This is a genomic window from Streptomyces sp. NPDC033966 (genome assembly GCF_055575955.1).
Genome location: NZ_JBVIRQ010000004.1, coordinates 394,174 through 414,564, shown reverse-complemented (window position 1 = coordinate 414,564; position 20,391 = coordinate 394,174). Strand labels below are relative to the sequence as shown.

The following is a 20,391-nucleotide window of genomic DNA, read 5'->3' as shown; positions in this document are numbered from 1 at the left end:
GCATCCGGTTCAGGGACCGTCAAATGCCGTCCGGAGCCCGCCGTTCAGGGCCGTACGGCCCGTCCCCCGTACGGCGGATCCATCCCTTCGGGGGCAGTCGCGGCGCGTTGGGCACCCTCCCCGCGCGACCCCAAATAGCGTCCAGTAGGGTTTGGTCCGCATAAACATCCAAACCCCTGCCTGCGTCAGGGCCGGCGACCGACCCGAACACGGCCGCGGCCGGCCGCGCGGGCCGAGACTCTCGGGAAGGCGCTACGTGAGTCCCTACGGCTCCGACCGCTCGCCGCGGCGCCCGATGCGGCGGAAGCTGCTGCAGGCGCTGACTGCGGGCGTGGTCCTGGCGACCGCCACTGGTTGCTCGTACACCTGGAAAGACTTCCCCCGCCTCGGAATGCCCACCCCGGTCACGGAGGAGGCGCCTCGCATCCTCTCCCTGTGGCAGGGATCCTGGGCGGCCGCTCTCATCACGGGCATCCTGGTGTGGGGCCTGATCATGTGGAGCGTCATCTTCCACCGGCGTAGCCGGACGAAGATCGAGGTCCCCGCGCAGACCCGGTACAACATGCCCATCGAGGCGCTGTACACCGTGGTCCCGCTCATCATCGTCTCGGTGCTCTTCTACTTCACCGCGCGTGATGAGTCGAAGCTGCTCTCCCTCTCCGCCAAGCCGGCGCACACGATCAACGTGATCGGCTACCAGTGGAGCTGGGGCTTCAACTACGTGGAGAACGTCGACGGCGATGCCGCGACCCCGAAGGCGGGCGAGACCCCGAAGGAACTCGCCTCCCTCCCGGACCGCTTCATCAAGGCCTTCCCCGCGGGCGCCGAGGGCGTCTACGAGAAGGGCGTTCCCGGCGACCGGAACCCGCAGACCAACAACCCGGGGCCGACCCTCTACCTGCCCAAGGGCGAGAAGGTCCGCTTCATCCTGTCGTCGAACGACGTCATCCACTCCTTCTGGGTGGTGCCCTTCCTGTTCAAGCAGGACGTCATCCCCGGTCACACCAACGTCTTCGAGGTCACCCCGACCCAGGAAGGCACCTTCATGGGCAAGTGTGCCGAGCTCTGCGGTGTCGACCACTCCCGCATGCTCTTCAACGTGAAGGTCGTCTCCCCGGAGAAGTACCGGGCGCACCTGAAGGAGCTGGCGGAGAAGGGGCAGACCGGCTTCCTGCCGGCCGGCATCAAGCAGACTGACCCCGCCCGGAATGCGGAGACGAACAAACTGTGAGCATCCTCAACGAATCCCAGGGTGCCGCCGCAGCTGACTCGTACGAGAACGAGCTGCCGGTACGGCGCAAGCAGCCGGGCAACGTGGTCGTGAAGTGGCTCACCACCACCGACCACAAGACCATCGGCACGATGTACCTGGTCACGTCGTTCGTGTTCTTCATCATCGGCGGGATCATGGCGCTCTTCATGCGCGCCGAGCTGGCCCGACCGGGCACGCAGATCATGTCGAACGAACAGTTCAACCAGGCGTTCACCATGCATGGCACGATCATGCTGCTGATGTTCGCGACCCCGCTGTTCGCCGGCTTCGCCAACTGGATCATGCCGCTGCAGATCGGCGCGCCCGACGTGGCGTTCCCGCGGCTGAACATGTTCGCGTACTGGCTGTACCTCTTCGGCTCGACCATCGCGGTGGCCGGCTTCGTCACCCCCTCGGGTGCCGCCGACTTCGGCTGGTTCGCCTACTCCCCGCTGTCGGACGCCGTCCGCTCGCCGGGCATCGGCGCCGACATGTGGATCATGGGTCTGGCCTTCTCCGGCTTCGGCACGATCCTCGGCTCGGTCAACTTCATCACCACGATCATCTGCATGCGCGCTCCCGGCATGACGATGTTCCGCATGCCGATCTTCACCTGGAACGTGCTGCTGACCGGTGTCCTGGTCCTGCTGGCCTTCCCGGTCCTCGCCGCCGCGCTCTTCGCGCTGGAGGCCGACCGGAAGTTCGGTGCGCACGTCTTCGACGCGGCAAACGGTGGCGCACTGCTGTGGCAGCACCTCTTCTGGTTCTTCGGACACCCAGAGGTGTACATCATCGCGCTGCCGTTCTTCGGAATCATTTCCGAGGTCATCCCGGTCTTCTCGCGCAAGCCGATGTTCGGTTACATCGGTCTGATCGCCGCGACGATCGCGATCGCCGGCCTCTCGGTGACCGTGTGGGCGCACCACATGTACGTCACCGGCGGTGTGCTGCTGCCGTTCTTCTCCTTCATGACCTTCCTGATCGCGGTACCGACCGGTGTGAAGTTCTTCAACTGGATCGGCACCATGTGGAAGGGCTCTCTGTCCTTCGAGACCCCGATGCTCTGGGCCGTTGGCTTCCTGATCACCTTCACCTTCGGTGGTCTGACCGGCGTCATCCTGGCCTCGCCCCCGATGGACTTCCACGTCTCCGACTCGTACTTCGTCGTCGCGCACTTCCACTACGTCATCTTCGGCACCGTGGTCTTCGCGATGTTCTCCGGCTTCCACTTCTGGTGGCCGAAGTTCACGGGCAAGATGCTGGACGAGCGCCTCGGCAAGATCACCTTCTGGACGCTGTTCATCGGCTTCCACGGCACCTTCCTGGTGCAGCACTGGCTGGGCGCCGAGGGCATGCCGCGTCGTTACGCGGACTACCTCGCGGCCGACGGCTTCACGGCGCTGAACACGATCTCCACGATCAGCTCCTTCCTGCTGGGCCTGTCGATGCTGCCGTTCATGTACAACGTCTGGAAGACGGCGAAGTACGGCAAGAAGATCGAGGTCGACGACCCGTGGGGCTACGGCCGTTCGCTCGAGTGGGCGACGTCCTGCCCGCCGCCGCGGCACAACTTCCTCACCCTGCCGCGCATCCGCAGTGAATCGCCGGCGTTCGACCTGCACCACCCGGAGATCGCGGCCCTCGACCACCTCGAGGACCACGCCCCGGCGAAGGCCGTCACCGGTGGCAAGGAGGCCGGCAAGTGAAGATCCAGGGCAAGATGTTCCTCTGGCTCTCCGTCTTCATCCTGATCATGACCGTCGTTTACGGCGTCTGGTCGAAGGAGCCGGTCGGAACCACCGCTCTCGCGCTGGCCTTCGGCCTGAGCGCCATGATCGGCTACTACCTGGCCTTCACGGCCAAGCGCGTGGACGAGATGGCCCAGGACAACCTGGAGGCCGACGTCGCCGACGAGGCGGGCGAGCTGGGGTTCTTCTCCCCGCACAGCTGGCAGCCGCTCTCGCTGGCCATCGGTGGCGCGCTCGCGTTCATGGGTGTCGTCTTCGGCTGGTGGCTCATGTACTTCTCGGCCCCGATCATCCTGATCGGCCTGTGGGGCTGGGTGTACGAGTACTACCGCGGTGAGAACCAGAACCAGTAGCACCAGCAGTAGGCATCACACCGCGGTCCGCCGCGGCGCCTGAGGGGCCCGGACACCTTTTCGGAGGAGTCCGGGCCCCTCGTTTGCAGTCACCCCGCGCGCTGGATTTGTCATATCTTCATAGCGTTGGGCGCATGAACCACTCACCGCGTCTTTGGACGGTACTCAGCTGCTCCCTGCTGGTCGCGTCCCTCGGGGCCGGCGCCACCGCATGCGGGTCCGGCGACAACAACCCGCTGTCCGCCCGCCCGTACGACGCGGGCGACCAGGTCGTCTTCAACCAGCCCCCGGGCGGCCGCCCCGCCGACCCGGACAAGCCGCTGGAGGTCACCGCCAAGGGAGCCGAGGCGCGGATCACCGACGTGATGGCCGTGGACACCCACGGCCGCCGCCTGGCGGGCGAGCTGTCGGCCAAGGGCGACCGCTGGCACAGCACCGTCCCGATGGCGGCGGGCGTGCGCTACACGGTCCTCGTGAGCACGGAGGACCAGCGGGGCGCCCCAGGGCAGCGCACGCTGACTTTCGAGACCACCCCGGCCAAGAAGGTCCTCAAGGTCGAATTCGGCCCGGACGAGGGCAAGTACGGCGTCGGACAGCCCCTCACGGCCGAACTCAACGAGCCGGTCAAGGACAAGGCCGCCCGCGCCATCGTCGAACGGGCCCTGATCGTCGACGCGCCGGCCGGCGTCGAAGGCGCCTGGCACTGGGTGGACGACAAGAACCTGCACTACCGCCCGAAGGACTACTGGCCCGCCCACACCACCGTCTCCGTACGGAGCAACCTGGAGGGCATCAAGGTCTCCGACGAGCTCCACGGAGCCGCGTCCAAGCCGCTGAAGCTGGAGATCGGCGACCGCGTCGAGGTCACCACCGACGCCGCCTCGCACTACCTCACGTTCGAGCGCAACGGAGAAGTGATCAACACCATCCCGGTGACCACCGGGAAGCCCGGCTTCTCCACCCGCAACGGGGTCAAGGTGGTGCTCGGCAAGCAGTACTTCGTCCAGATGCGCGGCGACACCGTCGGCATCGGCGGCAGCGAGTACTACAACTTGCCCGTCTACTACGCCACCCGGGTGACGTGGAGCGGTGAATACGTGCACGCCGCGCCGTGGTCGGTCGGCTCCCAGGGCTACGAGAACGTCAGCCACGGCTGCACCGGCATGAGCACCGGCAACGCCGCCTGGTTCTACGAGAACATCACCGAGGGCGACATCGTCAAGGTGATCAACAGCATCGGCGACGACATGGACACCTTCGGCAACGGCTTCGGCGACTGGAACATGGAGTGGAAGGAGTGGCGCGAGGGCAGCGCCCTCCTGAAGGGCACCCAGGAAGGCCGCAGCCCCGTCGACCAGGCGCGACTGCGCCCCACCGTCTGAGAGGCCCGCAGAAGGCCGCACGGGCCCGCGTCCCGGCCGACAGGCCGGCCCGCGGGCCCGCGGGCGTGCGACCGGGCGTCTCCGGCGCCCCAGGGACCCCAGGGGCCTCAGGCGGCCGGTGACAGCCGCGACCGCAGCAGCCCCGCCAGGGTGTCGGGGAAGTCGACCGGGTCCACCGGAAGGGTGACCGCCGCGTCCGCCCGGCTCCACGTGGCCAGCCAGGCGTCCTGGGGACGCCCCATCAGCAGCAGCACCGGCGGGCACCGGAAGATCTCGTCCTTGATCTGCCGGCACACACCCATGCCCCCGGCCGGAACCGCCTCGCCGTCCAGTACGCACAGGTCGATGCCGCCCGCGTCCAGCTCCTTGAGGACCGCTGGAAGCGTGGCGCACTCCAGGAACTCCACCGGCGGCAGGTCCGCGGCGGGCCTGCGCCCGGCGGCCAGCCGCACCTGCTCCCGGGTGCCCGCGTCGTCGCTGTAGACCAGAACCCGCGCAGTCGCCCGCATTTCGTCCTCCACCTGGCCGTGAATCACGCTGATGATGCGCGGGATGCTACTCCGTCCGACCCGCTGTCAACATCGGTTCCGCAAGCCTCGCGACCGGTCTTCTGATGGGCCGTTCGGGCCTTGCACACCCCCCTGACACTCCGAACGGCACCCCCCGGGGTGAGGGCGGGATAAGCGACCGACATAATGTCGGTCGTGGCGACAGCAACGACAGTAGATACCGGGCACGCGCACCCGACGGTCAACCGGCCGAACCTCGTCAGCGTCGGAACCATCATCTGGTTGAGTTCCGAGCTGATGTTCTTCGCGGCCCTCTTCGCGATGTACTTCACCCTGCGATCCGTGACGGGTGCCGAGTTCTGGGCGAGCAAGGCCGAGGCCTTGAACCTGCCCTTCTCGGCAACGAACACCACGATCCTGGTGCTTTCCTCCCTCACCTGCCAGCTCGGCGTGTTCGCCGCCGAGCGCGGTGACGTGAAGAAGCTCCGGACGTGGTTCATCATCACGTTCGTCATGGGTGCGATCTTCATTGGCGGCCAGGTGTTCGAGTACACCGAGCTGGTCAAGCACGAGGGACTGAGCCTCTCGTCCGACCCGTACGGCACGGTGTTCTACCTGACCACCGGCTTCCACGGTCTGCACGTGACGGGCGGTCTCATCGCCTTCCTGCTGGTCCTCGGCCGGACGTACGCGGCCAAGAGGTTCACCCACGAACAGGCCACGTCGGCCATCGTCGTGTCCTACTACTGGCACTTCGTCGATGTCGTCTGGATCGGCCTCTTCGCGACGATCTACCTGATCAAGTAGCGAACACGTCGCCGGGCCACGCCCGGCTCACCATCCAGAAACACCGACGCAGAAGATCCTGACACCGGGGTAATCCGTGAAAAAGCTCTCCGCACGACGACGCCATCCGCTGGCGGCGGTCGTCGTTCTACTCTTCGCGCTGGCGGTCACGGGGGGGCTGTACGCCGCCTTCGCGCCCGCGGGCAAGGCGCAGGCCGATGAAACCGCCCAGTCCCTCGCCATCGAGGAGGGCAAGAAGCTCTACGCCGTGGGCTGCGCAAGCTGCCACGGAACCGGCGGTCAGGGTTCCACTGACGGCCCCAGCCTGGTCGGCGTCGGCTCCGCGGCCGTCGACTTCCAGGTGAGCACGGGCCGCATGCCCGCCCAGCAGCCCGGCGCCCAGGTGCCGAAGAAGCCCAACATCTACACCCAGCCCCAGATCGACCAGCTCGCGGCGTACATCGCGTCGCTCGGCGCCGGTCCGATCACGCCGCACGAGAAGCAGTACGACCCGGCCGGCGCCGACATCGCCGCTGGTGGCGAGCTGTTCCGCAACAACTGCGCGCAGTGCCACAACTTCACCGGCGAGGGCGGCGCGCTGACGAACGGCAAGTACGCCCCGAACCTCGAGGACGTCGAGCCGAAGCACATCTACGAGGCCATGCTCACCGGCCCGCAGAACATGCCCTCCTTCCCCGACAGCACCATGCCGGAGAAGCAGAAGAAGGACATCATCGCGTACCTCCAGAACGTCAACGGCGAGAAGTCGACCAGCCCCGGTGGCCTCAAGCTCGGTGGCCTCGGCCCCGTCTCCGAGGGTCTGTTCGGCTGGATCTTCGGTCTGGGTGCGCTGATCGCTGTCGCCGTCTGGGTCGCGGCCCACACCGCTAAGGCCAAGAAGTCATGAGTAGCCAAGACATTCCCGAAGACAAGCACCTGCCGAGCGAGCAGGGCGACGCGCACCACGGTGCGGTAGCGGTCGCGGACGACCCGTTCGCGGACCCCGGCCTGCCGGTCCACAAGCCGCGCATCCAGGACATCGACGAGCAGGCCGCCAAGCGGTCCGAGCGCACGGTCGCGATGCTGTTCACGCTGTCGATGCTGGCCACGATCGGCTTCATCGCCTCGTACGTGGCCATCCCGGTCGACAAGATCGTTTTCATCTTCCCCGTCGGGAAGGTCAGCGCGCTGAACTTCGCGCTGGGTCTGACGCTCGGCACGGCCCTGTTCTGCATCGGCGCCGGCGCGGTCCACTGGGCCCGCACGCTGATGTCCGACGTCGAGGTCGCCGACGAGCGCCACGAGATCGCCGCCTCCCCGGAGGTCAAGGCGAAGGTCATGCAGGACTTCGCCGACGGTGCGAACGAGTCCGGCATCGCCCGCCGCCCGCTGATCCGCAACACGATGCTCGGCGCGCTGGCCCTGCTGCCGCTCTCCGCCGTCGTGATCCTGCGCGACCTGGGCCCGCTGCCCGAGGACAAGCTGCGCAAGACCCTGTGGTCCAAGGGCAAGCTGCTCATCAACCAGAACACGATGGAGCCGCTGCGTCCCGAGGACGTCCTGGTCGGTTCGCTGACCTTCGCCATGCCGGAAGGCCTGGAGGAGGACCAGCACGACTTCCAGGTCCAGATCGCCAAGGCCGCCCTGATGATCGTCCGCATCAAGCCGGAGGACATCAAGGACAAGCAGGAGCTGGAGTGGTCCCACGAGGGGATCGTCGCCTTCTCCAAGATCTGCACCCACGTCGGCTGCCCGATCAGCCTGTACGAGCAGCAGACGCACCACGTGCTCTGCCCGTGCCACCAGTCCACCTTCGACCTCTCCGACGGCGCCCGTGTCATCTTCGGCCCGGCCGGTCACGCGCTTCCGCAGCTGCGGATCGGCGTGAATGACGAAGGCTTCCTCGAGGCGCACGGCGACTTCGAAGAGCCCGTCGGTCCTGCATTCTGGGAGCGCGGATGAGCACCTCAGACAACACTGCGCGCAACGCGTCGCGCGGCGAGCGCGTAGCCGACTGGGCGGACGGCCGCCTGGGCATCTACGGCCTCGCCAAGGCGAACATGCGCAAGATCTTCCCGGACCACTGGTCCTTCATGCTGGGTGAGATCTGCCTCTACAGCTTCATCATCATCATCCTCACGGGTGTGTACCTGACGCTGTTCTTCCACCCGAGCATGAACGAGGTCGTGTACCACGGCTCGTACGTGCCGATGCAGGGCGTCATGATGTCCGAGGCCTTCGCCTCGACCCTGGACATCAGCTTCGACGTCCGCGGTGGCCTGCTGATCCGCCAGATCCACCACTGGGCGGCGCTGATCTTCGTCGCGGCCATGGTCGTGCACATGATGCGCGTCTTCTTCACCGGCGCGTTCCGCAAGCCGCGTGAGGTCAACTGGATCTTCGGCTTCCTGCTGCTGGTCCTCGGCATGTTCACCGGCTTCACCGGTTACTCGCTGCCGGACGACCTGCTCTCGGGTACCGGTGTCCGCTTCATGCAGGGCGCCATCCTGTCCGTCCCGGTCGTCGGCACCTACCTGTCGATGTTCCTCTTCGGCGGGGAGTTCCCGGGCGGCGACTTCGTCGCGCGCTTCTACTCGGTGCACATCCTGCTGCTGCCCGGCATCATGATGGGCCTGCTGGTCGCGCACCTGATCCTGGTGTTCTTCCACAAGCACACCCAGTTCGCCGGCCCCGGCAAGACGAACAACAACGTCGTCGGCATGCCGCTGCTGCCGGTCTACATGGCCAAGGCCGGAGGCTTCTTCTTCCTGGTCTTCGGTGTCATCGCGGCCATCGCGGCGATCGCCTCGATCAACCCGATCTGGGCGCTCGGCCCGTACCGCCCGGACCACGTGTCCACCGGTGCGCAGCCCGACTGGTACATGGGTATGCCGGAAGGCCTCATCCGAGCCATGCCGGGCTGGGAGATCAACCTGTGGGGCCACACGCTCGTCCTGGGCGTGTTCATCCCGCTGCTGCTCTTCCCGCTGGTCCTCGGCGCCATCGCCGTCTGGCCGTTCATCGAGTCCTGGGTCACCGGCGACAAGCGCGAGCACCACATCCTGGACCGCCCGCGCAACGTCCCGACCCGTACGGCCTTCGGTGTCGCCTGGATCGCGGAGTACATCGTGCTCCTCATCGGCGGCGGCAACGACATGTTCGCCCAGTACTTCCACCTGTCGATCAACTCGATCACGTGGTTCGTCCGGATCGGCTTCTTCGCCGTCCCGGTCCTGGCGTTCATCGTCACCAAGCGGATCTGCCTCGGCCTCCAGCGCCGGGACCACGACAAGGTGCTGCACGGTCGCGAGACCGGCATCATCAAGCGCCTGCCGCACGGTGAGTTCGTCGAGGTCCACGAGCCGCTGTCGCAGGGCAAGCTGCACACGCTCACCGCGCACGAGCAGTACAAGCCGGTCGAGATCGGCCCGACGGTCGACGAGAACGGTGTCGAGCGCAAGGTGACGCGCGGCGAGAAGCTGCGTGCGAAGCTCAGCAAGGGCTTCTACGCGGAGAACAACCAGATTCCGAAGCCCACGGTGGAGGAGTACAAGGAGATCCAGGCCGGACACGGCCACCACTGATCTCCGGCACGACCGCTTGAGGGACCGGCCCCGGCCGGTCCTGGTGTCGCCACGGCGAGAGCCCCGTCCAGTCGCTGGACGGGGCTCTTTGCCGTCTCCGGGGCTGGATAGGCTGAGATCCTTCCCATCGGACGTACCAACCCCGACGAGCAGCAGGAGCTGACCATGAACGTTGCGACCCCGGCAGGCGGCGACAGCGTGGCGGCCCGCGGCTGGCCGGGCATCCTCGAAGCTCTGGTCAGCCGGCAGGACCTCGCCAGCGAGGACACCGCCTGGGCGATGGAGCGGATCATGCGCGGCGAGGCCACGGACGCGCAGATCGCGGGCTTCGCGGTGGCCCTCCGGGCCAAGGGCGAGACCGTGGCCGAGTACACGGGGCTGGTCCGGACGATGTACGCCCACGCCAACCTGATCGAGGTGCCCGGGCGGACCGTGGACATCGTCGGCACGGGCGGCGACGGCGCCAAGACGGTCAACATCTCGACCATGTCCGCCATCGTGGCCGCCGGTGCGGGCGCCAAGATCGTCAAGCACGGCAACCGGGCGGCGTCCTCCGCCAGCGGCTCCTCCGACGTCCTGGAGAAGCTCGGCGTCAACCTGGCCCTCACCCCGGAGCGGGTGGCGCAGGTCGCCGAGGAGGCCGGCATCACCTTCTGTGCCGCGGTGGTCTTCCACCCGGCCCTGCGGTACGCCGCCTCGGCCCGCCGCGACCTCGGGGTGCGTACCGCGTTCAACGGCCTCGGCCCGCTCACCAACCCCGCCCGCGTCAAGGCGCAGGCGGTCGGCGTGGCGGACGCGCGGCTGGCCCCGATCATGGCCGGGGTGCTCGCCGAACGGAACACCTCCGCCCTGGTGTTCCGCGGCGACGACGGCCTGGACGAGCTGACCACCACCGGCACCTCCCGGGTGTGGTGGGTCCGTGACGGCGAGGTCACGGAGCACGCCTTCGACCCGCGTGACGTGGGCCTCGAAACGGTCGACATCTCGGCCCTGCGGGGCGGTGACCCGTCGTACAACGCGGACGTCGCCCGCCGCCTGCTGGCGGGGGAGACGGGCCCGGTGCGCGACGCCGTGCTGCTGAACTCGGCGAGTGCCCTGGTGGCGCTGGACCCCGGCACGGGCGCGCTGGAGGAACAGCTCGCGGCCGCCATGGCCCGCGCGGCCGAGTCCATCGACTCCGGGGCGGCCCGTGCCGTGCTGGAGCGCTGGGTGGCGGCGAGCAACGCGTAGGCCCTGGCCGAACGGCGCGAGATGCGGCGTGTAGAAGGAGACCCCGGTCCACATCGTGGACCGGGGTCTTGCGCGTGCGGGATCTTGTGGCAGGATGCTCTCCAAGGTCACGAGTGACAGCGTTTAGGCCCCGGCTTGCTGTCCGGCAACCCTCCTTCCGTGGCGGGGTGCCCCGGGTGATGACCAGGCCGTAGGCAGCGAGGTCTACGGCAAGCGCGGATCCCTCGACACCAGGGGTCCTGGTCTCTCGAGGAGCGTTTTCCGTGAGCAAGCGAATGCGATAGGGCGACTCCGCCCCTTCTTCAACCCTCGGATCAGGGTCCCTTCCGCGTACCCCCGATCAGTCCGAGGCCCTTCCCGTACCCGCTGACGGCCGCCGCCGCGCCGCCGTACCCGCGTACGGGCACACCGAAGCCATTCAGCCCTGCCTGCCGGGAGATACCGCCATGTCCGCATCCCTGAACGCCGCCACCGCCGCCTGCGCCACCGCCGCCGAGGGCCCCGCCTGTGACGGGCCGCTGCCGGTGCTCGGCCGGGACGTCACCGTCCCCCTCGTCACCGGCGGCGAGGTCACCTACGCCGCCCTCGACTACGCGGCCAGCGCCCCCGCGCTCCAGCGGGTCTGGGACGACGTCGCCGCGTACGCCCCCTACTACGGCAGCGTCCACCGCGGCGCCGGCTACCTCTCGCAGCTGTCCACCGACCTGTTCGAGCAGAGCCGCGCCACGGTCGCCGGGTTCCTCGACTGCCGCCCCTCCGACCAGGTCGTCTTCACCCGGTCCACCACCGACTCCCTCAACCTGCTCGCCGCCGCGCTCCCCGCCGACTGCCAGGTCTTCGTCTTCGAGACCGAGCACCACGCCTCGCTGCTGCCCTGGGGCGACGCCCGGGTCACCTACCTCAACGCCCCCCGCACCCCGGGCGAGGCGGTCGCCACCCTGGAGCGGGCCCTCGCCGACCGCGCCCCCTACGGCCCGGCCCTGGTCTGCGTCACCGGCGCCTCCAACGTCACCGGTGAACTGTGGCCGGTGAAGGAGCTCGCCGCCGCCGCGCACGCCCACGGCGCGCGGATCGTGCTGGACGCCGCCCAGCTGGCCCCCCACCACCCCGTCTCCGTACGGGAGCTGGACGTGGACTGGGTCGCCTTCTCCGGGCACAAGCTGTACGCGCCCTTCGGCTCGGGGGTGCTCGCCGGCCGGGCCGACTGGCTCCAGGAGGCGGAGCCGTACCTCGCCGGGGGCGGCGCCTCCCGCAAGGTGGCCCGCCGCGAGGACGGCGGCGTCGACGTCGAGTGGCACACCTCCGCCGCCCGCCACGAGGCCGGCTCCCCGAACGTCATCGGCGTCTACTCCATCGCCTCCGCCTGCCGCGCGCTTCGGGAGGCCGGCTTCGAGAACCTCGTCGCCCGGGAGGAGCACCTCATCGCCAAGGTCCGCGAGGGCCTGGCGGAGGTCCCGGCCGTGCGCGTGCTGTCCCTGTTCGGGGACGACTCCCCGCGCGTCGGCGTCATCTCGTTCGTGGTCGACGGCTGGAACAGCTCGCACTTCGCGGCCGCGCTGTCCGCCGAGTACGGGATCGGGGTGCGGGACGGGCTGTTCTGCGCCCACCCGCTCGTACGGACCCTGCTGGGCAGCGAGCCGCAGGCCCAGGGGGAGTGCGGGGCGCCGGAGGCGGCGCCGGGGGAGCGGTCGCTGAACGCGATCCGGGTCAGCTTCGGGGCCGGCACCCCCGACGAGCACGTCGAGCGCTTCGTGAGGGCGGTTCGGGAACTGGTCGAGAACGGCGCGAAGTGGCAGTACCGCACGGAAGAGGGCCGCTGCGTCCCGGCGGTGTAGCCCGCGCAGCGGCAGCCCGGTCTACCGGCCCGGGAGAGGGCTACGCGTCGAGGCCGATGGCGAAGGCGGCTTCGAGGTCGTGCTGGGAGTACGTGCGGAACGCGACGTGGGTGTCGGTGGCCTCGACGCCCGGGATCTTGCTGATGCGGCCCGGGATGATGTCCGCGAGGTTCTCGTGGCGGGCCACGCGGACCAGGGCGATCAGGTCGTACGTACCGGTGACGGAGTAGACCTCGCTGACGCTGTCCAGCTGCGCGATGGACTCGGCGATCTCGGGGATCCGGTCCACGCTGGTCTTGATGAGCACGATCGCGGTGATCACGGTTGGCTGTCTCCCTCGCCGGCAGTCACTGGTCTCCTCACTCTAGTCGTACGGCGATAGCGGGCCCACGCGTAGCAGAAGCCGAGCGAGAAGCCCACCACGTGGGCCAGATAGGCCACCCCCGGACCGCTCCCCGCGCGCTGCGCCGCCAGCCACTGGAGGCCGAACCAGAACAGCAGCACGATCCACGCCGGGAAGCGCAGCGGCAGGAAGAGCAGGAACGGGAACAGGCTCGTCACCCGGGCCCGGGGGAAGAGGCACAGGAAGGCCCCGAGCGCCGCTGAGATCGCCCCGGACGCCCCCACCAGGGTCTGGTCCGAGGACGCGTTGGCCGCCGCGTAGGCCGCCAGCGCGAGGTATCCCGTACAGACGTAGAACACGAGGAACGGCGTCCGGCCCATCCGCTCCTCCGTCATCGCGCCGAAGACGTAGAGGAACAGCATGTTCCCGAGCAGGTGCAGCCAGCTGCCGTGGACGAAGAGCGCCGTCAGCGGGGTCAGCAGCGGGCGCCCGGCCCCCGAGAACAGCTCGTCCGGGACGACGCCCCAGTGCCGGAAGTACGCCGTCCCCGTCTCGGTCAGCAGATCGCCCGTCCCGTAGGCCGGGTTCAGGCCAGAAGCCGGGCCGAGGAAGAACACCGCGCAGCAGGCGGCGATCAGCGCGTACGTGACCACGGGCCCCCGCGCGGCATCGCACAGGGTCCGCCACTTTACGATCATGAGACAGAGCATGACGCAGGTGCACCCACCTGAGGGTGGTGCCAGGCCGTAGGGTTACGTGCTGCGGTCCGCCGACCGCACCGTAGGGCTTTAATTGAATGAGCTACGAAGGAGAGAGCGGCCTGATGACGGTTCCCCTGCCGACCGACACCACCCGGTGGCGCTGCACCCTGTGCGGCAACCTCACGCGGTTCGATGTCACCCGATCGTCGAAGGTCGTGGAGTACGTCCACCTCGATCTTGCCGGGGAGCCCAAGGTCGAGGAGCGCGAGGTGGTCAGTGAGACCATCGAGTCGGTCCGCTGCCGCTGGTGCAACGCGGTGGACCAGATCGAGCTCGTGGACAGGCCGGGCACCGACTCCTGACGGAGCCGGGCCCACAGTAGATCACGGTAGGGGTGACGGATTGTGGAGCCAGCAAGCGGCGCGAGGCCGGCCGACGCGGCCGGCGACGCCGCGGAGGTCCTCGACCGCCCGCTGCCGGAAGGCGTGCGGCGCCGGGTCGTCACGATCGTCTCGGACGCCTTCGGCGGTCTGACGGTCGGGGACCTCCCGGCGCAGCTGCGCCAGTACGCCCGGTTCACCCCGACCCGGCGCGCCAAGTTCGCGGGCAACGCCATGGCCGCGGCCGTGGAGACCGACGGGGTCTTCCGCAGCCGGATCGCGGAGAAGCTGCGCGAGGCGCAGCCGGAGCTGGCCGGGGCGCTGGAGTCCGGGGCGCCGCCCGCCGCGGCGGACCCGCTGGACGTGGCGGCCGCCGCGTACGTGCTGCGCCCGGTCGGCTGGGTCAAGCTGGTGGCGTCCGCCGGTGAGGAGGCGCAGCGCGCCGACGCCGAGCGGGTGGGCGACGAGACCCGGCGGGAGCTGGAGCGGCTGCGCGAGGAGCTGGCCCACCTGAAGGAGGCCCAGCGCGCCGGGGGCGAGCAGGTGCGGGCCGAGCTGGAGGCCGCCCGCAAGGAAGCGGAATCGCTTCAGCGCAAGCTGCGCAGCGCCCTGAGCGACGTCAAACGGGGCGAGGCGGCCCTGCGCAAGCTGGGTGGTGAGATCGACGGGATCCGCGGTGAGGCGGCGGCGCAGGTGGCCGCCGCCGAGAGCGAGTCCCGGCGCCTCAAGTCCCGTCTCGCGGAGGTGGAGTCGGCGCTGGAGACCTCGCGCCGGGCCACCCGGGAGGGGCGCAGCATCGAGGACATGCGGCTGCGGCTGCTGCTGGACACCGTGCTGGACGCGGCGGCGGGGCTGCGCCGCGAGCTGGCGCTGCCGCCGGTCTCGACGCGGCCGGCCGACACCGTCGACGCGGTGGAGCCGGGCCGGATGACTCCGAAGGACATCGCGGCGCGCGCCCTGTCGGAGACCGATCCGGCGCTGCTGGACCAGCTGTTGGCGCTCCCCCAGGCGCATCTGGTGGTCGACGGGTACAACGTGACGAAGACCGGCTATCCGACGATGCCGTTGGAGAAGCAGCGGCTGCGGCTGCTGGGCGGGCTGTCGATGCTGGCCGCGCAGACGGGTGCCGAGATGACGTGCGTCTTCGACGGCGCGGAGCTGGCGGCTCCGGTGCTGCTCGCGCCGCCGCGCGGGGTGCGGGTGCTGTTCTCCAAGGCGGGTGTGACGGCCGACGAGTTGATCCGCCAGCTGGTGCGGGCCGAGCCGCCCGGCCGGCCGGTGGTGGTGGTCTCGACCGACCGCGAGGTGGCCGACGGGGTGGCGAAGGCGGGTGCCCGTCCGGTGACGTCCGCATTGCTGCTCAAGCGCCTTTCGCGCGTTTCGTAACTGCCGCCGGAAATGCCGTGGTCGGCGGCACAAACGGAAGACGTACCGTCAGCCCTTCGGCACGCAGCGTGGGGCTTCGGTGAAGAAAGCGGAACGGCATCGGGATTTTTCTGCAGGGGGTTTGAAGTGATCACGGGCGTGTCGCTAGGGTCCGCTCAAACCTTCGTGCGGTAGCTCACCCATTCGGGTGCGGGCGGAGGTGCCGCCCGCGTCCTCGGCGGTCCTACGAAGAAGGAGCCCGCCCCCGTGGCGTCCCACCGCCGACCCAAGCAGCCGGCCCGCACGCGCGTGACCGTGCTCACCGCCACCGCCGCCGCGGCGGTCGCCCTCTCCTCGCAGTCGGCCATGGCCGCTCCCGCCGGCCCGGACAAGGACGAGGTCAAGAGCAAGGTCGACGCCCTCTACGAGGAGGCCGAGCAGGCCACCGAGAAGTCCAACGGGGCCCGCGAGCGCCAGGCGGAGCTCGAAAAGGAGATCGCGCGGCTCCAGGACGCCGTGGCCCGCGACCAGGGCGAACTCAACGACCTGCGCGACACGCTCGGTTCGCTCGCCACCGCCCAGTACCGCGGCGGCGGAGTCGACCCCTCCGTCGCGCTCCTGCTCTCCGGCGACCCCGAGACCTACCTCGACAAGGCCGCCACGCTCCAGCAGGTGAGCGGCAGGCAGCTGGAGGCGATAGCCAGGATCCAGGCCAAGCAGCGCGCCCTCGCCCAGCAGCGCCAGGAAGCCGCGGGCAAGCTCGCCGACCTCGACGCCACCCGCAAGGAGCTCGGCGAGAAGAAGAAGGCGGCCCAGGACAAGCTCGCCGAGGCCCAGGCCCTCCTCAACACGCTGAGCGCGCAGGAACGCGCCCGGCTCAAGGAGGAGGAGGCCAAGCAGAGCAAGGCCGGCGAGAAGGCCGCCCCCGCCGTGAGCGCCTCCGGCCGCGCCGGGGCCGCACTGGCAGCCGCGAAGACCAAGCTGGGCAGCGCGTACATCATGGGCGCCACCGGCCCCAGCGCGTACGACTGCTCCGGGCTGACCCAGTGGGCCTACGGACAGGCCGGCGTCGGCATCAGCCGCACCACCTACACCCAGGCGAACGACGGCACGCGCATCGGCCGCAGCCAGCTCCAGCCCGGCGACCTGGTCTTCTTCTACGACGACCTGCACCACGTCGGCCTGTACGCCGGCAACAACATGACCCTGCACGCCTCCAACCCGCGCGGCGGCGTCAAGTACGAGTCGATGGACAACATGCCGTTCCAGTTCGGCGTCCGCATCTGACGCGGCAGGGAGGGGCCGCCGTACACCGCCCATCCGGGCGAATTGCGCGGACCCGCTCCGACCTCGCGCCCCGCCCATGACCTGCGTCTGAGGCGGGGCGCCGTCATGTGCGCTCCCCGGCGGCCGTTGGCCGGTGCGTGGCCGCGCGGCTACTGTCTGCCAGCGCGGAACCCGGCACACGGCCGTCCACGGGGGGCGGACCCGGGCCCCGCGCAGCGGAAGGGAGCGGTTCCCCATGGCGTCCCACCGCCGGCCCGGGCTCAGCGGCCTCGACCGGAACACCAAGGTCACCGCCTTCACCGCCGCCGCGGCCGGCGCCGCCGTGGCCATCACGGGCGCGCCCGCGCTCGCCTCCCCGGGGCTTCCCGAGGAACCCGCGGGCGGCGCCCGCGCCCAGGTCGACCGGCTCTTCGAGGAGGCCGAGCAGGCCACCGAGCGCTACAACCAGGCCGGCGAGAAGGCCGACGCCCTGCGCACCGAGATCAGCCGGGCCCAGGACGCGGTGGCCCGCGGCCAGGACCGCATCAACACCATGCGCGGGGTCCTCGGAACCTTCGCCGGCGCCCAGTACCGCTCCGGCGGCCTCGACCCCACCGTCGAGCTGATGCTCTCCGACGACCCCGCCGCCTACCTCGACAAGGCCGCCGTCCTCGGCCGGCTCAGCGGCCGCCGGGCCCAGCAGCTGGGCGAACTCCGCGAGGAGCAGCGGCGGATCGGGCAGCAGCGCCAGGAGGCCTCCCGCAAACTCGCCGAACTGGAGGCCCTGCGCACCGAGGTGGCCACCCAGAAGCGTTCCGTCACGGCCAAGCTCGCCGCCGCGCGCCGGCTGCTCAACGAGATGCCCTCCGAGGAGCGCGCCGACTTCGAGCGCGCATCCCGCTCCGGCGGCCGCGGCCAGGCCGACGGCCTGCCCGGCCTGCCCTCCGGAGGCGGCCGGGCCTCGGGCCGCGCCATGGCCGCCGTGATGGCCGCCCGGGCCGCCGTCGGCCGGCCGTACGTGTGGGGCTCCACCGGCCCCTCCGGCTTCGACTGCTCCGGGCTGATGGTGTGGTCGTACCGTCAGGCCGGGGTCTCCCTGCCGCGCACCTCGCAGGCCCAGCGGTACGCGGGCCGGCAGGTCCCGCTCTCGCAGGCGCAGCCCGGGGACCTGGTGACGTACCGCTCCGACGCCAGCCACGTCGGCATGTACGTGGGCAACGGCCAGGTGGTGCACGCCCCCTACCCGGGCGCGCGGGTGCGGTACGACCCCGTCGGGATGATGCCGGTGTCCTCGGTGACCCGGCCCTGAGTCCGGCCCTGCGTACGATCGGCGGATGATCCCGGTCCGCCGCCGCACCGCCGTACGCCTCCTCGCGCTCGCGCTGTGCCCGCTCCCCGCGGTGGCCGGCTGCGCGGACCCGGCGCCCGTCGCCCCCGCCGACGCGGCCGTACGGCGGGCCGTGGCCGACTGGTCGGCGGCCCCGCCCGCGAGGCTCGCCGGGATCCCGCTGGAGGGCTGGTCGTACGGGGTCACCTCGGTCCGGCAGGACGGCGTACGGGCCTTCGCGCGTGCGGAGCTGCGCTACCGGCTGGCCGGCTACGACGCGGCACCGGCCTCCTCGGCCCGCGAGGTGGAGCTGCTCCGGGACGGCACGGGCTGGCGGGTCACCGCCGACCGGCCCGCCCCCGGCGCGCCGGCGCAGCTGTGGGACCAGGGCGATCCGGCCGCCGTGCGCGGGGAGCACAGCCTGGTCCTCGGCGTCGGCCGGAGCCGGCCGGAGCTGTCCGCCCTCGCGGCCGAGGCCGACCGGGCGGTGCCGGCGGTGAGCGCCGCCTGGCCGGGGCAGTGGGCGGGACGGGTGGTGGTCCTGGCCCCCGCGACGCTGGACGCGATGGCCGCGCTGCTGGGCCGGCCGGCCGACACCTACCGGGGCCTGGGGGCCGTCACCACCGGCAGCACCGGCGGCGGCCCGGCGCCGGCCGACCGGGTCGTCGTCAACCCGGAGGGGTACGCGGGCCTTTCGGAGGCCGGGCGGCGGATCGTCCTCACCCACGAGGTCACCCACGTCGCGACCCGCGCCGCCACCTCGGCGCGGACCCCGCAGTGGCTGTCCGAGGGCTTCGCGGACTGGGCGGCGTACCGGGGGACCCCCACCACCCCGGCGGAGGGCGCCCCCGAGCTGGCGCGCGCCGTGCGCCGCGGCGAGCTGCCGGGCGCGCTCCCCGCCGACGGCGACTTCACCTTCGGCGGCGACCCGTCGGCGGCCGCCCGGGCGTACGAGGGCGCCTGGCTGGCCTGCAGGCTCGTCGCCGCCCGCTGGGGCGAGGCGGCGCTGGTGCGCCTCTACGAGCTGGCCGGCCGCGAAGCCCTGCCGGCCGCGCTGGAACAGGCCCTGGGGACGGACCCGGCCGGGCTCACGGCCGCCTGGCAGGAGACGCTGCGGCAGGAGCTGCGGTAGCGGTCCGGTACGTTGGCGGGGATGCACAAGACGCTGATCGTGACGAACGACTTCCCGCCGCGCCCGGGCGGCATCCAGGCCTTCCTGCACAACATGGCGCTGCGGCTGGACCCCGAGCGGGTCGTCGTCTACGCGTCCACCTGGAAGCACGGTGCGGAGGGCCGCGAGGCCACCGCCGCCTTCGACGCGGAACAGCCGTTCCGGGTCGTGCGCGACCGTACGACCATGCTGCTGCCGACGCCCCGGGTGACCCGCCGGGCGGTGTCCCTGCTGCGCGAACACGGCTGCGAGTCGGTGTGGTTCGGAGCCGCGGCCCCGCTGGGGCTGATGGGCCCGGCGCTGCGGAGGGCGGGTGCGCGGCGGATCGTCGCCACCACCCACGGGCACGAGGCCGGCTGGGCGCAGCTGCCGGCCGCGCGGCAGCTGCTGCGGCGGATCGGCGAGGGCACGGACACCCTGACCTACCTCGGGGAGTACACGCGCTCGCGGATCGCCTCGGCGGTGACGGAGCGGGCGGCGGCGCGGATGGTCCAACTCCCGCCGGGGGTCGACGAGAAGACCTTCCACCCCGGCTCGGGCGGAGCGGAGGTCCGGGCCCGGCTGGGCCTGTCCGACCGCCCGGTGGTGGTGTGCGTCTCCCGTCTCGTCCCGCGCAAGGGGCAGGACACCCTGATCGAGGCGATGCCGAGGATCCTGGCGGCGGTGCCGGACGCGGCGCTGCTGATCGTCGGCGGCGGGCCGTACGAGGCGGACCTGCGGGCGCTGGCCGCCGCGAAGGGGGTCGCGGACTCGGTGGTCTTCACGGGCGCCGTCCCGTGGTCGGAGCTGCCGGCGCACTACGGGGCGGGGGACGTCTTCGCGATGCCGTGCCGGACCCGGCGGGGCGGGCTGGACGTGGAGGGGCTCGGCATCGTCTACCTGGAGGCCTCGGCGACGGGCCTGCCGGTGGTCGCGGGCGACTCGGGCGGGGCGCCGGACGCGGTGCTGGACGGAGAGACCGGCTGGGTGGTCCGGGGCGGCGCCCCCGACGACGCGGCGGACCGCGTCATCACCCTGCTCCGCGACCCGGAGCTCCGCGCCCGCATGGGCGAGGCGGGCCGCGCGTGGGTGGAACGCCAGTGGCGCTGGGACCACCTGGCCGAGGGGCTCCGCGCGTTGCTGTGATTTTCCCGCGGTCCTCTCCTTGACGCGCCGCTCG

19 protein-coding genes and 1 riboswitch are annotated in these 20,391 nt (G+C 70.6%); of the genes, 16 read left to right on the top strand and 3 right to left on the bottom strand.

Annotated elements, in window-relative coordinates; all coding sequences use genetic code 11:
- Positions 1 to 256 precede the first annotated feature (256 nt).
- From ctaC to ACZ518_RS14165, 4 genes are all read left to right on the top strand, one after another.
- Positions 257 to 1,231: an aa3-type cytochrome oxidase subunit II gene (gene ctaC / locus ACZ518_RS14180; RefSeq protein WP_469113293.1), complete on the top strand. Its 975-nt coding sequence runs from the start codon at positions 257 to 259 to the stop codon at positions 1,229 to 1,231.
- Entirely contained in the window at positions 1,228 to 2,958 is a 1,731-nt protein-coding gene (gene ctaD / locus ACZ518_RS14175) for an aa3-type cytochrome oxidase subunit I (protein ID WP_125818809.1), read from the top strand. The genes ctaC and ctaD overlap by 4 nt, the downstream gene beginning before the upstream one ends.
- The gene (locus tag ACZ518_RS14170) at positions 2,955 to 3,353 is read left to right on the top strand and encodes a cytochrome c oxidase subunit 4 (RefSeq protein WP_249765692.1); all 399 of its coding nucleotides are present in this window, start codon (positions 2,955 to 2,957) and stop codon (positions 3,351 to 3,353) included. Before ctaD ends, ACZ518_RS14170 begins: the two co-directional genes overlap by 4 nt.
- A gap of 134 nt (positions 3,354 to 3,487) precedes the next feature.
- The gene (locus ACZ518_RS14165) at positions 3,488 to 4,735 is read left to right on the top strand and encodes a L,D-transpeptidase (protein ID WP_469113292.1); all 1,248 of its coding nucleotides are present in this window, start codon (positions 3,488 to 3,490) and stop codon (positions 4,733 to 4,735) included.
- Positions 4,736 to 4,842: 107 nt separating this feature from the next.
- On the opposite strand, the gene ACZ518_RS14160 is transcribed toward ACZ518_RS14165, so the two are convergent.
- Complete coding sequence (locus ACZ518_RS14160) at positions 4,843 to 5,244, bottom strand: DNA-binding transcriptional response regulator (protein ID WP_362468736.1); 402 nt, start codon at positions 5,242 to 5,244, stop codon at positions 4,843 to 4,845.
- 186 nt (positions 5,245 to 5,430) lie between these two features.
- On the opposite strand from ACZ518_RS14160, the gene ctaE reads away from it, so the two are divergent.
- From ctaE to ACZ518_RS14130, 6 genes are all read left to right on the top strand, one after another.
- Positions 5,431 to 6,051 carry an aa3-type cytochrome oxidase subunit III gene (gene ctaE / locus ACZ518_RS14155; protein WP_469113291.1) on the top strand — a complete coding sequence of 207 codons (621 nt, stop codon included), beginning with the start codon at positions 5,431 to 5,433 and terminating at the stop codon, positions 6,049 to 6,051.
- Between the two features lie 76 nt (positions 6,052 to 6,127).
- The gene (gene qcrC / locus ACZ518_RS14150; protein WP_469113290.1) at positions 6,128 to 6,937 is read left to right on the top strand and encodes a cytochrome bc1 complex diheme cytochrome c subunit; all 810 of its coding nucleotides are present in this window, start codon (positions 6,128 to 6,130) and stop codon (positions 6,935 to 6,937) included.
- Entirely contained in the window at positions 6,934 to 7,992 is a 1,059-nt protein-coding gene (gene qcrA, locus ACZ518_RS14145) for a cytochrome bc1 complex Rieske iron-sulfur subunit (protein ID WP_469113289.1), read from the top strand. The genes qcrC and qcrA overlap by 4 nt, the downstream gene beginning before the upstream one ends.
- The gene (qcrB, locus tag ACZ518_RS14140; protein WP_469113288.1) at positions 7,989 to 9,614 is read left to right on the top strand and encodes a cytochrome bc1 complex cytochrome b subunit; all 1,626 of its coding nucleotides are present in this window, start codon (positions 7,989 to 7,991) and stop codon (positions 9,612 to 9,614) included. Before qcrA ends, qcrB begins: the two co-directional genes overlap by 4 nt.
- Before the next feature lie 165 nt (positions 9,615 to 9,779).
- Positions 9,780 to 10,844 (top strand): anthranilate phosphoribosyltransferase, encoded by a 1,065-nt coding sequence (gene trpD / locus ACZ518_RS14135; RefSeq protein WP_469113287.1) that lies wholly within the window; start codon positions 9,780 to 9,782, stop codon positions 10,842 to 10,844.
- 105 nt (positions 10,845 to 10,949) lie between these two features.
- Positions 10,950 to 11,066, top strand: a riboswitch (SAM riboswitch).
- Between the two features lie 224 nt (positions 11,067 to 11,290).
- Entirely contained in the window at positions 11,291 to 12,679 is a 1,389-nt protein-coding gene (locus ACZ518_RS14130; RefSeq protein ID WP_469113286.1) for an aminotransferase class V-fold PLP-dependent enzyme, read from the top strand.
- Positions 12,680 to 12,719: 40 nt separating this feature from the next.
- Here ACZ518_RS14130 and ACZ518_RS14125 read toward each other — a convergent pair whose 3' ends face one another.
- A complete protein-coding gene (locus tag ACZ518_RS14125) occupies positions 12,720 to 13,001 on the bottom strand; it encodes an Lrp/AsnC family transcriptional regulator (RefSeq protein WP_007263678.1) in 282 nt (93 codons plus the stop codon).
- Complete coding sequence (locus ACZ518_RS14120) at positions 12,998 to 13,732, bottom strand: rhomboid family intramembrane serine protease (RefSeq protein ID WP_469113285.1); 735 nt, start codon at positions 13,730 to 13,732, stop codon at positions 12,998 to 13,000. The genes ACZ518_RS14125 and ACZ518_RS14120 overlap by 4 nt, the downstream gene beginning before the upstream one ends.
- Positions 13,733 to 13,845: 113 nt before the next feature.
- Between ACZ518_RS14120 and ACZ518_RS14115 the strand changes: the two genes are divergently transcribed.
- The 6 genes from ACZ518_RS14115 (at position 13,846) to ACZ518_RS14090 (ending at position 20,357) form a co-directional block, all read left to right on the top strand.
- Complete coding sequence (locus tag ACZ518_RS14115) at positions 13,846 to 14,085, top strand: hypothetical protein (protein WP_007263676.1); 240 nt, start codon at positions 13,846 to 13,848, stop codon at positions 14,083 to 14,085.
- A gap of 39 nt (positions 14,086 to 14,124) precedes the next feature.
- The gene (locus tag ACZ518_RS14110; RefSeq protein WP_469113481.1) at positions 14,125 to 15,489 is read left to right on the top strand and encodes an NYN domain-containing protein; all 1,365 of its coding nucleotides are present in this window, start codon (positions 14,125 to 14,127) and stop codon (positions 15,487 to 15,489) included.
- 246 nt (positions 15,490 to 15,735) lie between these two features.
- Positions 15,736 to 16,755, top strand: coding sequence for a C40 family peptidase (locus ACZ518_RS14105; protein ID WP_469113284.1), 1,020 nt, complete (start codon positions 15,736 to 15,738; stop codon positions 16,753 to 16,755).
- A gap of 235 nt (positions 16,756 to 16,990) precedes the next feature.
- Positions 16,991 to 18,043, top strand: a complete 1,053-nt coding sequence (locus ACZ518_RS14100; RefSeq protein WP_469113283.1) for a C40 family peptidase — start codon at positions 16,991 to 16,993, stop codon at positions 18,041 to 18,043.
- Positions 18,044 to 18,068: 25 nt separating this feature from the next.
- Entirely contained in the window at positions 18,069 to 19,193 is a 1,125-nt protein-coding gene (locus ACZ518_RS14095) for a hypothetical protein (protein WP_469113282.1), read from the top strand.
- A 21-nt stretch (positions 19,194 to 19,214) separates the two neighbouring features.
- Entirely contained in the window at positions 19,215 to 20,357 is a 1,143-nt protein-coding gene (locus tag ACZ518_RS14090; RefSeq protein WP_469113281.1) for a glycosyltransferase family 4 protein, read from the top strand.
- Positions 20,358 to 20,391 lie beyond the last annotated feature (34 nt).